Below are 14,468 nucleotides of genomic sequence, written 5' to 3' on the forward strand. Positions count from 1 at the left end.
CGGGCTCGAGCGGGGCCGGCGGGAGTCGAGTTCCCACCGGCCCCGTTCTCGGATCCGGGCGGCGTGACGGTTGGCGGTACTGCGGGAGAGCCCGTGATCGGCGCAGAAGCCTGACAGGCCTCGTTCGTCGAAGACGTCGGCTCCCTCGATGATCCATGCGGTCAAGGTGGCGTCGAGCAGGTTCATCCGGGCATCCGATCTGGCCATGGATTACTCCATAGCCGGTCACAGTGCCCCGCAGCATCACCACAGCCTGTGTGTCACATGTCCGTGGACATCTCGTGTCTCATATGTCCCCGGACTGAACACGACCCCTGCTACGAAGTTTCACTCACATGCGGCGAAGCCGCTCTACAGCCCCAGATCCCGGCCGATCAGTTCCTTCATGATTTCGTTCGATCCGGCCCAGATCTTGGTCACGCGAGCGTCTTTCCACGCGCGGGCGGCGCGGTATTCGTTCATGAATCCGTAGCCGCCGTGCAGCTGGACGCAGTGGTCGAGAATTTCGTTCTGCACCTGCGAGCTCCACCATTTGGCCTTGGCTGCGTCGATGGCCGTCAGCTCGCCCTGGCCGTGGGCGACGATGCAGTTGTCGATGTATGCCTGCGCCACATCGAGTTTGGTGACGAGCTCGGCGAGCAGGAACTTGTTCCACTGCAGCGAGCCGATCTGCTGACCGAATGCCTTGCGGTCCTTGGCGTACTGCAGCGTCTCTTCGAGAATGGGCCGTACGTGTCCGAGGTTGGCCACCGAGCAGCTGATGCGTTCCTGGGGGAGCAGCTGCATCATGTGGATGAAGCCGCCGTCGAATTCGCCGATCATGTTGGCGCTGGGTACTCGCACGTTCTCGAAGAACAGTTCCGCGGTGTCGGATTCGGGCTGGCCGACCTTGTCGAGTTTGCGGCCGCGGGTGAATCCTTCGGTTCCGTTCTCGACGGCGAACAGCGTGATGCCCTTCGCCTTCTTCTCGGGCGTCGTGCGCGTGGCGACGATGACGAGGTCGGCGGAATTGCCGTTGGTGATGAACGTCTTCGAGCCGTTGATGATGAAGTCGTCGCCGTCCTTGACGGCGGTGGTCTTCAGCGCGGCGAGGTCCGAACCGCCGGAGGGCTCCGTCATGGCGATGGCGGTGAGGATCTCGCCGCTGCAGAACCCGGGCAACCAGCGCTTCTTCTGCTCTTCGGTGGTGAGCTTGACGAGGTAGGGCGCGACGATGTCGACGTGGATACCGAAGCACGACGCCACCGCGGCACTCGAGCGGGCGAGTTCCTCACCGAGGACGGCGTTGAATCGGTAGTCCTCGGCTCCGCTGCCGCCGTATTCCTCGGGCACTTCGAGGCCGAGGAAACCGTTGCGTCCTGCTTCGAGCCAGATCTCGCGGTCGATGTATCGCTGTTCGACCAGCTTTTCCTCGACCGGTGTGATCGTCCTGGTGACGAACTCGCGTACCGATGCGCGGAAGTCGTCGTGGTCGGACTCGAACAGGCTGCGCTTCACTTACTTGTTCCTCTCGGTAACGGCTGATACGCGCACAATACTCGTCGGTAACTACGCCCCGGAACGCGTATGGCACTATGCGAGGCATGGCTGACGCACCTACCTCGCTCGTCCGATCGACCACTGCGGCCGGCGCTGAGGTCGCTGTCCTGACGTTCGATCACGGCCCCCTCAATCTGTTCGATCAGGCAATGTTCGACGCGGTGGCCGCGAACGTTGCCGATTTGGCCGCGAACCCGCCGCGTGCGGTTCTGCTGCGTGCCGAGGGCAAGGTCAACTCGGCGGGCGTCGACGTGCACGTGTTCGAGGGATTGTCCGCGGCCGAGGGTGCCGATCTGTGGCGTGGGTTGTTCGCCGGCATCATTCACCCGCTCGAGGCGTTGCCGTGTCCGGTGATCTACGCCGCGCACGGTTTGACGCTGACCGCGGCGTTCGAGATCTCGCTGGCCTGCGACATCGTTCTTGCCGGACCCAAGGCGAAGTTCGGTCTGGTCGAGACCGTCGTCGGGTTGACGCCGTCGATGGGCGGACCGCAGCGTCTGGCCGAGCGGGCCGGGTCGGGTCGGGCACGTGAATTCGTCATGACCGGAGATCTCTACGACGCCCAGACGTTGAAGGAGTGGGGCGTGGTCAACCAGATCCACGACGACGTCGATGCCGCGGCGCTCGCGTTGACACACCGACTGGCCGACGGCCCTACCGTCGCCCATGCGGCCACGAAACAGATTGTGGCGGCGTGGCGTTCGGGCGGTGTGGCGCACGCGGACGACATCACGTCGGAGGTGTCGGGCGCATTGTTCGAGACCGATGATCTGCGCGGTGCGGTGACGAGCTTCCTCGAGGTCGGCCCTGGTAAGGCGACGTACACCGGCAAGTAGAATCGTATGAGTGAGTAATGATCAACTGGCCGAACTGCACCTGCACATCGAAGGGTCGCTCGAACCGCCGCTGATCTTCGATCTCGCCGAGCGCAACGCAATCACGCTGCCGTACAACGATATCGACGAATTGCAGGCGAAGTACGAGTTCACCGACCTGCAGTCCTTCCTCGATCTGTACTACGCGAACATGGCCGTGTTACGCACCGCCGAGGACTTCGCCGATCTGGCGCGCGCGTACTTCCGCCGCACCGCGCAGGCCGGGGTGACGCATGCGGAGATCTTCTTCGATCCACAGGCGCACACCGAGCGCGGTGTACCGCTCCAGGCCGTCGTCGAGGGATTGGCCGACGCCTGCGCGACCAGTGAGCGCGAATTCGGCGTCACCAGCGGGTTGATCGCGTCGATCCTGCGAGACAAGCCGGTGCTGCACGCCAACCAATTGCTCGACGAGCTGTTGGCGATGAAGGCACCGATCATCGGCCTCGGTCTCGACTCCGCCGAGGTCGGCTACCCGCCCTCGCTGTTCGTCGACGTGTTCGCCAAGGCACGCGCCGAGGGCCTGCACGTGGTCGCCCACGCCGGTGAGGAAGGCCCGCCCGACTACATCTGGCAGGCACTGGATCTGCTGAAGGTGGAGCGCATCGATCACGGCGTCCGGTGCCTGGAAGACGAGGCGCTGGTGAATCGACTTGTCGAGGAACAGATTCCGCTCACCGTCTGCCCGTTGTCCAACGTTCGGCTCAAGGTGATCGACGACGTCGCGCAGTTGCCGCTACGGCAGATGCTCGAACGTGGGTTGTCGGTGTCGATCAATTCCGACGACCCCGCTTATTTCGGCGGGTACGTCGACGACAACTTCGTCGCGCTGGAAGAGGGCATGGGTCTGACCGCGGACGAGCGGAAGCAGTTGGCGGAGAACTCGGTTCGCGCCAGCTTCGCGACAACCTGAATCAGTTCGCCGTCACCGAGATTTTCGGGTAGCCGGTTGCTCCGTCGGGGACGGTGTCTGCAGTCTTGTTGGTCTGCAGCTCCCCGGCGGAGTTGGTGGCCCGGGCGCGGATCGCGTGCTGGCCCGCCGGCAGGTCGAGCTCGATCATCCACTGCCGCCACGTGTCCTTGGAGTACTCCTCCGACAGGGTTGCCGGCACCCAATTGCCCTCGTCCACTTGTACTTCCACGGCCTCGATGCCGGTGTGCTGATCCCAGGCGACGCCCGCGAACACGGTCTTTCCCGCGGACACGGAGCTGCCCGACCGCGGGGTGTCGATGCGGGCAGCGGTCTTGATCGGACCGAGTACGCCCCAGCCGCGGTCGGTCCAGTATGCCGTCACCTTGTCGAATCGGGTGATCTCGATGTCGGTGACCCACTTGGTGGCCGAGACGTATCCGTACAGTCCGGGCACGACCAGTCGGGCCGGGTAACCGTGCTCCACGGGTAGCGGGGCGCCGTTCATCCCGACGGCCAACAGTGCGTCGCGGCCGTCGAGCAGCACTTCGAGGGGAGTGCCTGCGGTGAAGGCGTCGCTGCTGGACGACAGGGCCATGTCGGCGTCGGGGGAGATGCCCGCTTCTTCGAGGATGTCCTTCAGTGGGTAGCCGATCCACGTCGCGTTGCCGACGAGGTCGCCGCCGACGATGTTGGACACGCACGTCAACGTGACTGTTTTCTCCACCGCCTGACGCTGTGCCAGATCGGCGAACGTCAACTCGATCTCGCGGTCCACCATGCCGTGGATCCGCAGCGACCACGTATCCGACGCCACGCGTGGCACGACCAACGCGGTGTCGATGCGGTAGAAGTCCTCGTTCGGGGTGATGTACGACGCGAGGCCGTCGATCTTCAGGTCCGCCCCCGACGGTATCGGCGTTTGCGGCGTCGGGGTCGGGAGCATGAAGCCGAGTCGATCGGCGGTGACCGCTCGCGCCGAGGTGAGCATTCGTCCGGCCGTCCCTGCGACGACTCCGAGTACTGCGGCACCGGCGGCGAGGGTCAGAAAACTGCGTCGGTTCATTCCGTCGGTCGCCGGGGTGGCGGATCCGATGAGGGCGTGCAGCACGACGATGCCGACGATGACGCCGCCGATGGTCGGGACTGCATAGAACACCGTCGCGTCGGGTCGGGTCACCGCGGCGAGGACGCCGATTACGCCCAAGGCGGCGAACACCGCGGCCCCGATCGGTTTGCGAGCGATTCCTGCCGCGGCGGCGATAGCGCCGATGACCACGGCCATACCGAGGAACAGGGCGAGCTTGTCGGAGGTGCCGAACGTGTCGATGGCCCATTCACGGACCGGTGCCGGACTGTTGTCGACGGCCGAGGATCCGACGGCGGTCAGTGGTGACGAGTTCGGTCCGATGGGGACGGCGATCAATTCGCCGACGCCGAGGACGACTCCGGCGGCGATGATGCCGGACAGCGCGCGTTTTCCTGTGCTCACCGAGTCCAATGTAAGCGAATCCGTCGTGCGCGGTATTTCGTAGCAGGGTACGAGATACCGCTCACGACAGCAGGTGGTCCAGATAGTCGTTGCGGAACAGCTGCGTCGGGTCCAGTGAATCTCGGATGCGCAGGAAGTCGTCGAAGTGTTCGTAGGAATCACGCAGTTCGGCGCTGCCGAGAGAGTGCAGTTTGCCCCAGTGCGGTCGACCTCCGACGCTGCGGCAGATGGCTTCGACAGCGTCGAAGTACTCGCGGTGATCACGCCGGTGGTACTGGTGCACGGCGATGTACGCCGTCGGACGCCCGGATGCCGTGGACAGCCAGATGTCGTCGGCGGCCGCGAACCGCACCTCGACGGGGAACGCGATGGAGATCGCCGAACGCTCGAGCCAGCGATCCACCTCGCGCAGCACCCAGGCGATCTCGGAGACGGGTACGGCGTATTCCATCTCGACGAACTTGACCGTCCGCGACGACGCGAACACCCGGTACGAGCGGTCGGTGTACTCGCGAGCCGACAGTGCTCGGGCCGAGACCGCGTTCACCCTGGGAATCAACGCAGGCACCCGCGTCACCACTCGGTTGAGGCCCTCGAAGACCGTGTTGGACAGCAGTTCGTCGTCGAGATACGAGCGCACCTTGCCCAGCGGACGCAGATCGGTGTCACCGGGCAGGCGGGTGTTGCGTTTGGTGAGCACACGATCGGTGTGCGGAAACCAATAGAACTCGAAATGGTCGACGCCGGCGACGGTGGCATCGAGATCACGCAGCGTCGCCGTCAGCGTCGACGGCGTCTCGACGGCCTGCAGCGCGAACGCCGCGACGCAGTTCAACGTCACACGCGTGATGACGCCGAGAGCGCCGAGACCGATGCGGGCCGCGTCGAACAGTTCGGTGTTCTCGTCTCGGGAGCACTGCACCGACTGTCCGTCCGCAGTCATCAGCTCCAGCGCGTGCACCTGGGTGGCGATTCCGCCGAATCCGGCACCGGTTCCGTGAGTGCCCGTCGAGATGGCCCCGGCGACGGACTGCTCGTCGATGTCGCCCAGATTGGTCATCGCCAGCCCGAGCTCCCACAACCGCGCCGACAACTCCCGGAGTCGAGTGCCGGCCAGCACCGTCACCTGGGCAGATCCGTCGTCGGCGCGTTCGACGGATTCGATACCGCTCAGCGCATCCAAGGCGATCTGAATACCGTCGGTGACGGCAATGGGTGTGAAGGAATGCCCTGCCCCGACGCAGCGCACCGGCAGAGAGCGTTCGGCGGCATCGCGCAGAATCGCACGCATCTCCTCGACCGACGAGGGCTCGGCTCGACGCGCCGGGAATGCATGTTGATTGCCCGCCCAGTTCTGCCACGACCGCTCGATCATCGAATCACTATCTCGCAGCGCGCTCCCCTGGGGCAATCCAAGGCACAGATGTCGACCGCGACCTAGTATCGGGTCATGCAATCGAGGCTGCCCGCCGACGTGCGCCGCGCACAACTGGTGCAGTCGGCAATCGACGTCGCCGAGCGGGTCGGTATCGAGTCGCTCACCGTTCGGGCGCTGTCGGAATATGCCGACGTCACCAAGGGCATCGTGCAGTACCACTTCGAGACGAAGCAGGATCTGGTGATCGCGATGGGCGAGCACCTCATCGTGGACGTCACCGAGATACTGCACGCCGCGTTGGACAGCGCGGTCGGAACACACGAACTACCCGGTGTTCGGGGATTGCGCGAGTTGGTGCACAGCGGGCTGAGCGCGGTGTGGTTGCTGATCGAGAAATCGCACGGTCGTCAGCTGTTGGCGTACGAGATCAAGACGTATCTGTTGCGGCATCGCGCACTGGGTTCGGCCACGGCCGCCGAGATCGCCAGCGGTCAGTATCGAATCCGGGATTCCGAGGCGCAGCTGTTCTTCGAGAATTGTTCCGACCACACCGGCACACGGTGGCTCGAACCGGTGGAGTCGATCGCCCGCTTCGGGATGGCGACTCTCGACGGTTTGGTGCTGCGGTGGTTGGTGGACGGCGACGATCTCGAAGTGCTGGCCCAGATCGACGACTTGTCGGGTTTGATCGCCGCCAAGGCCGAAGACCGCTGAGCAGAAGATCGCTGAGTGGAAGAGCGCTCGACGGGACTTCTCGGCTGCGGAGTGTTTGACTGTGTCGGCCCGGCAACGACGACGAAGGAATGTGCCGAATGAGTTCGATCGCCGGTGACACCACCACCGCTACGACCCCGCTGTCCCGCATAGTCGCAGCCACCGAGGATCTCGAATCTCCCTCGGCGGCAGTCGATCTGACTGCTCTCGATGCCAATGCTGCAGCACTGCGTGCCCGCGCGAACGGTGTACCGATCAGGATCGCCAGCAAGTCGGTGCGGTGCCGGGCCGTGTTGAATCGGGTCCTCGCGGCGGAGGGCGTGTCCGGAGTGATGGCCTATTCGCTGCGCGAAGCGATCTGGTTGGCGCAGGCCGGCGTCGACGACATTCTGATGGGGTACCCGACGGTCGATCGAACGGCGCTCGCCGAGGTGGTCAACGACCGCGTGCTGTCGGGACGCATCACCTTGATGGTCGACGACGTCGCGCAGTTGGACCTGGTCCGCGAGGCCGCTCACAGCGACCTGCTCAAGCCCCGCATCTGTATCGACGTGGACGCATCGTTGCGAGTGGGGCCGCTGCACATCGGGGTCAGACGCTCTCCGCTTCGGGATCCGGCGCAGGTGGCGCAGTTCGCCCGTCAGGCTCGCTCGCGGGGGTTCCGGGTGGTGGGGTTGATGTTCTACGAGGCGCAGATCGCCGGCGTTCCCGACGCCAACGTCGCTGTCGAGTTGATGAAGTCGCTGTCGTCTCGCGAGATCGGTGCGCGCAGAACAGCAGTGGTGGACGCCGTGACCGCGGCGATCGGGCCGCTCGAGATCGTCAACAGCGGTGGTACCGGGTCGATCGATTTCTCTGCCGCGGATCCGGCCGTCACCGAGGTCACCGCGGGCTCCGGTCTGTTCGCGCCGACCCTGTTCGATCGGTATCGCGCGTTCTCGGCAGAACCGTCGCTGTTCTTCGCACTGCCGGTGGTGCGCAAGCCGACTCCGCGGATCGCCACCGCGTTCGGCGGCGGCTACATCGCGTCGGGCCCGGCGTCCTGGTCGCGGTCACCCCGACCTGTCGGCTGGTCCAGGAGGGCAGCGGGCGTTGTCGCGTCGGGCCTGAAACTGCTGCGCAACGAGGGCGCGGGGGAGGTGCAGACCCCGGTGAGCGGGGCCGACGAGGTGCGCATCGGCGATCGAATCTGGTTCCGCCACGCCAAGGCCGGGGAGTTGTGCGAGCGGTTCGACACCCTGTCTCTGGTGCATTCCGATGGATCGGTCGACGCCGTTCCCACCTACCGCGGTGAGGGTATGGCGTTCGGCTGACGTGCGTTCTCGCACAGCCGCATGAACGTGCCGAGCGTGACGAGTCCGTCCGGGGTCGACGGTAGATACTGGGTCAGTGCGTGTGAGCGCACCAGTATCGCGGCCCACTGACCGCGAGAGATGGCGACGTTGAGTCTGTTGCGCGACAACAGGAATCCCATTCCGCGGGGCACGTCCTCGATGGCCGACGCTGCCATGGAGATGAGTACCACGGGCGCCTGACGGCCCTGGAATTTGTCTACGGTTCCTACCGACACCTCGTCGAGTCCGGCGGCCGCGAGTTGCTCGACGATGACGGCGACCTGTGCGTTGTAGGCCGCGACCACCAGAAAGTCGGTCTGCTGCATCGGCCGCGGGGCGCTGCCGTATGCCGGATCCACCCACGGCCGACCCAGCAACGACCGGACCCGCGTGACGATCTCGTCGGCTTCCTCGATCGAGTCGGTGGAATTGCCGTGGTGGTCCAGCTGGACCACATGCAGCCCCGGTTCCAGACCCGACAGCGAACGAGACTGTGTCACTTCCTTGTTCGATTCGAGCTTGCCCTCGTACGACAGCGTCGACACCGGCGCGCACAGATCCGGGTGCATCCGCCACGTCGTTGCCAGGAAATAGCCGCGGTCGGCGGGCAGAGTGGCGTGCCCGGTCGTCAGCCATCCCAGGGCCGACTCGTCGACGGGCTCGGGGTGGGTGCCTTGACTGACCTGGGGGAGCTGCGCCGGGTCGCCGAGAAGAAGCAGGTTGCGTGCCGATACCGAGACGGCGATGGTGTTGGCGAGGGAGAACTGACCTGCCTCGTCGACAACGAGTAGATCGAGAGAGCCGGGTGGGATTCGGCCGGGGTTGGAGAAATCCCAGGCGGTGCCGCCGATGACGCAGCCCTCGTCGGCCTCGGTGACGAAGTGCGAGTATCCGGTGATGTCCACGACGGTGTGTGCGGTCGGGGCCTTCTTGCCCACCTTCGACGCGTCGACCCCGGCCCCGACGATGGTGTCGAGCAAGTTGTTCACCACGTGATGCGACTGTCCGACCACTCCGATCCGCCAATGATGGTTGTTCACCAGCTGTTCGATGACGCGCGCCGCCGTGTAGGTCTTCCCGGTGCCGGGCGGGCCCTGCACCGCGACGTACGAATTGTCGAGATCGAGCAGCGCGGCCGTGATCGCGTGTGCGTAGTCGTTGTCGTGGACCGCAGGAAGGCCGGAGCCGGAACGGGTTCGAGGCGTCGAGCGCATCAGCAGATCGGCGACGGCAGTTCGCGGCAGTTCCGGCAACCCGCCGAGAACCTCGGTTGCGACGGAGACGATCGCCTGCTCGAGATGTTTGGTGTTCGGCGGCGGCTCGGGGGCGGTGGCAACCGGGAAATCGGTGTACTCCTGCACGCCCTTGCGTAGATTCTCCTGTACGACAATCACATCCAGGGTGCCCTCGTAGCCGGTCCGGACGATTTCGACCGATGTGGTGGCCCGGTGCGTCGGTTGCTGCTTCGTCAACCCCTCCGGGGCCGGATTCTCGTACAGCAGTTTCACCTTCGAGCCGGACAGCACGCCGTTGCTCAGGTGTCCGACCAGTGTGACCTGACGACGCAGCACCCGCTGCCCGGGTGCAGTTTTCATCCAGTCGTGCACCAGCTCGGCGCGTTCGACCTTCAATACGTCTGCGGCGTCGGCCCATTCGTCGAGCGGATGGGTCAGGCGGTCGTAGTGGCCCCACCAGAACGGCTTGTTCTCTCGTCGGTGATACCCGATGGCTCCGGCGAACAATCCGAGCGCGTGCTGCGTCGGTGTGCGATCCCACGGCAGTCCGGCGCGCTCGGTGAGTTCGAGTTCGAGTGGGGTCGCGGTGCGGTCGACGACGTCCTCGAGGTCCAGCTGCTGCGGCGACCGCGGTGCCACGCCGGCGTCCGATGCCCGATCGAGCAGCCAATCTCGCAGTCGCAGTGTCGATTCGCAGTCGGTGCGGTTGTACTCGGCGATGTCGGCGAGCAGAGCTGCTGCCTCGGCGTCCTTGCCTCGATCTCGCAGTTCGCACCAGTGCGCGTATTCGACGATCGACGCCGCCGCGTCGGTGACGTCTCCGTCACGGGCCGCGGGCATGTAGAGCGGTTCGAGTTTCTTGATGCTGTACGAGCGAGCACCGATGCGAACAGCGGACCGCACGACGGGGTAGAGGTCGACCAGAACGTTCTCTCTCAGCAGATCGTCGACGGCGTCCTCGCCCACTCCGTACCGGCCGGCCAGCCGCAGCAGAGCCGTCTTCTCGTACGGCGCATAGTGATACACGTGCATCTTCGGATATTCGGCTCGGCGGGCGGCGACATAGTCGAGGAAGTCGAGGAGCGCACGGCGTTCCTGAGCGCGGTCGTGCGCCCAGAACGGCAGGAAGTCGCCGTTCGCGGTGTAGACGCCGAACAGGTACTCGAGACCCCAGTCGGACGAACCGGATTCCGCGTACAGCGGATCTCCCTCGAAGTCGAAGAAGATGTCACCGTCGTCGGGCTCGGGAATCACCCCCAGTGCTTCGGCGTCGAAGATCTCGAATTCGGCTGCCCCGCTGTGCTCTTGGCGCACCTGTAGAGCCGCCTGCGCGCGCAGGTTCTCCAGTGTTCGAGTGGACATGCCGTCCACCGGGGTACTCGACTCGGCGAGCTCGTCGATCGACGAGATCCCCGCGTCCAGGAGGCGGTCCCTGGTGCTGCCGCGCATGCCGGCGACGAGCACCAGATCGCGATGCTGCTCCACCTCGGCGGTGCAGGCATCGCATTGCCCGCATCCCGAATACCGCGGATCGAACCAATCGACGACGGTGCCCTCGGCGTGATGCTCGTCGAGAATGTGCTGCAGGTGTGCTCTCGACTGCCGGTAGACCGGAAGAATGTCGGCCAGCGCGTGCGCGGAGTCACTGCCGTCGCCGAGCATCAGATGCACCTGTTCGCTCGGAGTGATACCCCCGGCCTGCAGCGCGTCGGCGTACGCGGCCAACTGCAGCAGCGCCGGCACCTTTGCGTGTCTCGACAGTTTCGTGTCGTAGACGGTGTATCGAGAACCGTCGGCAACCAAGAAGTCGCAGAAACCGAGAAACCGTCCGTCGAAGAAGGTGGCCTGGTAGAGCACCGGCACGCGTGAGGTCAGGGCAGTGAAGGTCGCCCACGCCGCGTCCGCCAGTTCCTGGGCGGTGCGGCCCGGTCGGTCCATGGTCAGGACGCCACCGGGGAAGCGCCGCTCGAACGCGTCGAGTTGGCGTCGTTCGTGCTCGAATCCGAGTGTGGACGTGCGATCGAGCATCGGGTCCGCCGCGACGCTCTGCCGGGGGATCAGGCCGGTGACAGCATCCAGTCGTCGGAGCAGGCCGAATTCGCAGGACGCCGCCGCGGCGAGGTCGCTGGCGCTGTAGACGACCTGATCGCCGAGGAGGAACACAAGCGTCCACCCTAGCGACCCGCGACAGCGGCACCGGTCACGTTGCGCGCGGAAGCCGGCGGGAAGAGGCAAAATGATTCAATGCCTTTTTTCGACGGAGCCACCGGTGCTGTCCACTATCGAACCTGGACCGTCGCCGACGCTCGATTCGGTCTCGTTTTCCTGCACGGTCTCGGCCAGAACAGCGCCCACTACCACCGCTTCGCTCGGCTGCTGAACGAGCGCGGGGTGGACGTGTGGGCGGTCGATCACGTGGGGCACGGTCTGACCGAGGGCGAACTGACCGACGCAGCGCAGATTCCCGGTCTCGCCCAGAACGCGCTGCAGTTGATCGACATCGCCGAGGCCGAGCACCCCGAGTTGTCGTTCGCCCTGATGGGCCATTCGCTCGGCGCTGCGACGGCCATCGCTGCGCTGGGTGCGCATCCCGAGGCCGTTCGGTGCGCGATCCTGTGCGGAACGCCGAAATCCGTGACGGGTTCTGCCGACGACCTGTCCGACAACGTCATTCCGTTGCTGGCCGTACACGGCGTCGACGATCGTCTGGCACCGGTCGATGCCGTGCGTGAATGGATCGGGCGCGTTCCGCAGGCGAGCTTGCGCGAGTTCGAGGACGGCGGACACGACCTGCTGCACGAAAAGATTCACCAGGCCGTGACGACGGTGGTCGCCGAATTCCTCGACGATCACATGCACTGACGATCACGTGCACTGACGGTCACATGCTGTACGACGAAGGGCCCGACGCGATTGCTCGCGTCGGGCCCTTCGGCACTCGTGTTGGGTGATCTACGAGTAGATGGCCTCGATGTCGCTGCCACGTTCGGTGTGGATGATGTTGCGCTTGAGCTTCATCGTCGGGGTCAGCTCGCCGGTCTCGACGGTGAAGTCGTTCTCGAGGATCGTGTACTTCTTGATCTGCTCGGGGTTGGAGACCTTCTTGTTGGCCTCGGCCACGGCCTTGTCGATTTCGGCGACGAGGTCGGCGTTCTTGGACAGTTCGGAGAACGGGATGTCGGCAGCGAGGTTGTGGCGTTCGAGCCAGCCCGGCATCGCTTCGGGGTCGAGGGTGATGAGCGCACCGATGAACGGCTTGGCGTCACCGACGACGAGGCACTGGCTGATGATCGCGTTGGCGCGCAGCGCGTCCTCGAGCACCGCGGGGGCGACGTTCTTGCCACCTGCGGTGACGATGATTTCCTTCTTTCGGCCGGTGATCGAGACGAAGCCTTCCTGATCGATCGACCCCAGATCGCCGGTGTGGAACCAGCCGTCGACGATCGCTTCGGCGGTGGCCTTCTCGTTGTGCCAGTAGCCGCTGAACACCACCGGGCCCTTGAGCAGCAGTTCGCCGTCCTCGGCGACCTTGACCGCGTGGCCGTCGATGGGCTTGCCGACGGTGCCCACGCGCTGTTCCTTGGTGGTGTTGACGGTGACGGCCGCACTGGTCTCGGTCAGACCGTAGCCCTCGTAGACCGGTACCCCTGCGCCGCGGAAGAAGTGGCCGAGGCGAGCGCCGAGGGGGCCGCCGCCCGAGACCGCACGATCGCAGTTGCCGCCGAGCGCAGCCCGCAACTTGGAGTAGACGAGCTTGTCGAAGACGGTGTGCTTGAGGTTGAGGACCAGGCCTGCGCCGCCCTTCTCCTGGGCCTCGCTCCACTCGATGGCCGTCGCGGCGGCCTTGTCGAAGATGCTGCCCTTGCCGCCGTCGTGTGCCTTCTGCTTGGCCGAGTTGTAGACCTTCTCGAACACGCGCGGCACCGACAGAATGAAGTTCGGCTTGAAGACGGCGAACTGATCCACCAGGGTCGATACGTCCGAGGTGTGACCGACGGTCACCTTGGACTCGAACGAGCCGAACGACACCGCGCGGGCGAACACGTGCGCCATCGGCAGGAACATCAAGGTGCGGTTGCCCTCGCGCATGGAGTCGTGCAGCGCGATCTGGGTGGCCTGGACCTCGGCGTAGAAGTTCGCGTGTGTCAGCTGCACACCCTTGGGGCGGCCGGTGGTGCCCGAGGTGTAGATCAGGGTCGCGGGGGAGGCGGCAGTGACCTGGTGTCGACGGGTATGGACGTCCTCGTCGCTGACTCCTGCGCCGCGCGTGGTCAGCTCGTCGATGGCTCCGGCGTCGATCTGCAGTACCTCACGCAGGTCGGCGGCCCCGTCGGTGACGTCCTTCAGGTTCGAGACGTGAGACGCGGTCTCGACGATCAGCAGCTTGGTCGCGGAGTCCTCGAGGATCCACTGCGCCTGATCGGGCGACGAGGTCTCGTAGATCGCGACGGTGCACCCGCCGGCGGTCCAGATGGCGTAGTCGAGGACGACCCACTCGTAGCGGGTCGCGCTGAGGATCGCGACGCGGTCGCCGAGTTCGACGCCCGACGCGATCAGGCCCTTGGCCACGGCGGTGACCTCTTTGGCGAACTGACCCGCGGTGACGTCGGTCCAGGTGCCGTTCACCAGGCGCTGGAACGGGACGAAGTTCGGTGATTCCTTCTCGTACCGGAAGACGGTGTCGGCCATGGATGCGTCGTCGGGAATGGTGAATGACGCCGGCACAGAATATTCGCGCACTGCTGGACCCCTTACGGATAAATAGCGTGGTAGTTGTGCATTTCATCACACCCGAGTCCGTAACGCACCACCGAGGTTGTCCGCTTTGTGAATTTTCGGTCGTTTTTCGGGGGAGGTGAGTGTGACTCGGGGTACAACATAACGGTGTCCGGTCGTGTGTCTCCGTCGGGTCGCCCTCGCAGGGCCGCGTGTGCGTGCCCCCATCACCGCTGTTTTCGTCACCTGATCAGCGCAGAAGGAGTCGCGGGGGC

The 14,468-nt window shown here is 65.1% G+C and carries 10 protein-coding genes and 1 pseudogene; 5 read left to right on the forward strand and 6 right to left on the reverse strand.

What is annotated here, in order from left to right; translation table 11 throughout:
- Both VF34_RS25180 and VF34_RS04330 read right to left on the reverse strand, forming a co-directional pair.
- Positions 1 to 207 (reverse strand): annotated as a pseudogene (locus tag VF34_RS25180) (IS481 family transposase); the annotation flags it as partial.
- A 144-nt stretch (positions 208 to 351) separates the two neighbouring features.
- Entirely contained in the window at positions 352 to 1,497 is a 1,146-nt protein-coding gene (locus tag VF34_RS04330) for an acyl-CoA dehydrogenase family protein (protein WP_027498008.1), read from the reverse strand.
- An 86-nt stretch (positions 1,498 to 1,583) separates the two neighbouring features.
- Here VF34_RS04330 and VF34_RS04335 point away from each other — a divergent pair, with 86 nt between their 5' ends.
- Both VF34_RS04335 and VF34_RS04340 read left to right on the forward strand, forming a co-directional pair.
- The gene (locus VF34_RS04335; protein WP_032375185.1) at positions 1,584 to 2,375 is read left to right on the forward strand and encodes an enoyl-CoA hydratase/isomerase family protein; all 792 of its coding nucleotides are present in this window, start codon (positions 1,584 to 1,586) and stop codon (positions 2,373 to 2,375) included.
- A 10-nt stretch (positions 2,376 to 2,385) separates the two neighbouring features.
- Complete coding sequence (locus VF34_RS04340; RefSeq protein WP_032375178.1) at positions 2,386 to 3,327, forward strand: adenosine deaminase; 942 nt, start codon at positions 2,386 to 2,388, stop codon at positions 3,325 to 3,327.
- A 1-nt stretch (position 3,328) separates the two neighbouring features.
- On the opposite strand, the gene VF34_RS04345 is transcribed toward VF34_RS04340, so the two are convergent.
- Positions 3,329 to 4,816, reverse strand: coding sequence for a molybdopterin-dependent oxidoreductase (locus VF34_RS04345; protein WP_032401320.1), 1,488 nt, complete (start codon positions 4,814 to 4,816; stop codon positions 3,329 to 3,331).
- Positions 4,817 to 4,877: 61 nt separating this feature from the next.
- Positions 4,878 to 6,191, reverse strand: a complete 1,314-nt coding sequence (locus tag VF34_RS04350) for a D-arabinono-1,4-lactone oxidase (protein WP_032390314.1) — start codon at positions 6,189 to 6,191, stop codon at positions 4,878 to 4,880.
- 75 nt (positions 6,192 to 6,266) lie between these two features.
- Here VF34_RS04350 and VF34_RS04355 point away from each other — a divergent pair, with 75 nt between their 5' ends.
- Both VF34_RS04355 and VF34_RS04360 read left to right on the forward strand, forming a co-directional pair.
- A complete protein-coding gene (locus VF34_RS04355) occupies positions 6,267 to 6,908 on the forward strand; it encodes a TetR/AcrR family transcriptional regulator (RefSeq protein WP_027498003.1) in 642 nt (213 codons plus the stop codon).
- Between the two features lie 98 nt (positions 6,909 to 7,006).
- Entirely contained in the window at positions 7,007 to 8,221 is a 1,215-nt protein-coding gene (locus VF34_RS04360) for an alanine racemase (protein ID WP_045840970.1), read from the forward strand.
- Here the strand turns inward: VF34_RS04360 and VF34_RS04365 are convergent.
- Complete coding sequence (locus tag VF34_RS04365) at positions 8,191 to 11,640, reverse strand: TM0106 family RecB-like putative nuclease (RefSeq protein ID WP_032375180.1); 3,450 nt, start codon at positions 11,638 to 11,640, stop codon at positions 8,191 to 8,193. The genes VF34_RS04360 and VF34_RS04365 overlap by 31 nt on opposite strands.
- Before the next feature lie 81 nt (positions 11,641 to 11,721).
- Here VF34_RS04365 and VF34_RS04370 point away from each other — a divergent pair, with 81 nt between their 5' ends.
- Positions 11,722 to 12,339, forward strand: a complete 618-nt coding sequence (locus VF34_RS04370) for an alpha/beta hydrolase (protein WP_032375181.1) — start codon at positions 11,722 to 11,724, stop codon at positions 12,337 to 12,339.
- A 90-nt stretch (positions 12,340 to 12,429) separates the two neighbouring features.
- Here VF34_RS04370 and VF34_RS04375 read toward each other — a convergent pair whose 3' ends face one another.
- Positions 12,430 to 14,217 (reverse strand): AMP-dependent synthetase/ligase, encoded by a 1,788-nt coding sequence (locus VF34_RS04375; protein ID WP_032375182.1) that lies wholly within the window; start codon positions 14,215 to 14,217, stop codon positions 12,430 to 12,432.
- Positions 14,218 to 14,468: the final 251 nt, after the last annotated feature.

The organism is Rhodococcus sp. PML026, assembly GCF_000963615.1.
Lineage (GTDB): Bacteria > Actinomycetota > Actinomycetes > Mycobacteriales > Mycobacteriaceae > Rhodococcoides > Rhodococcoides fascians.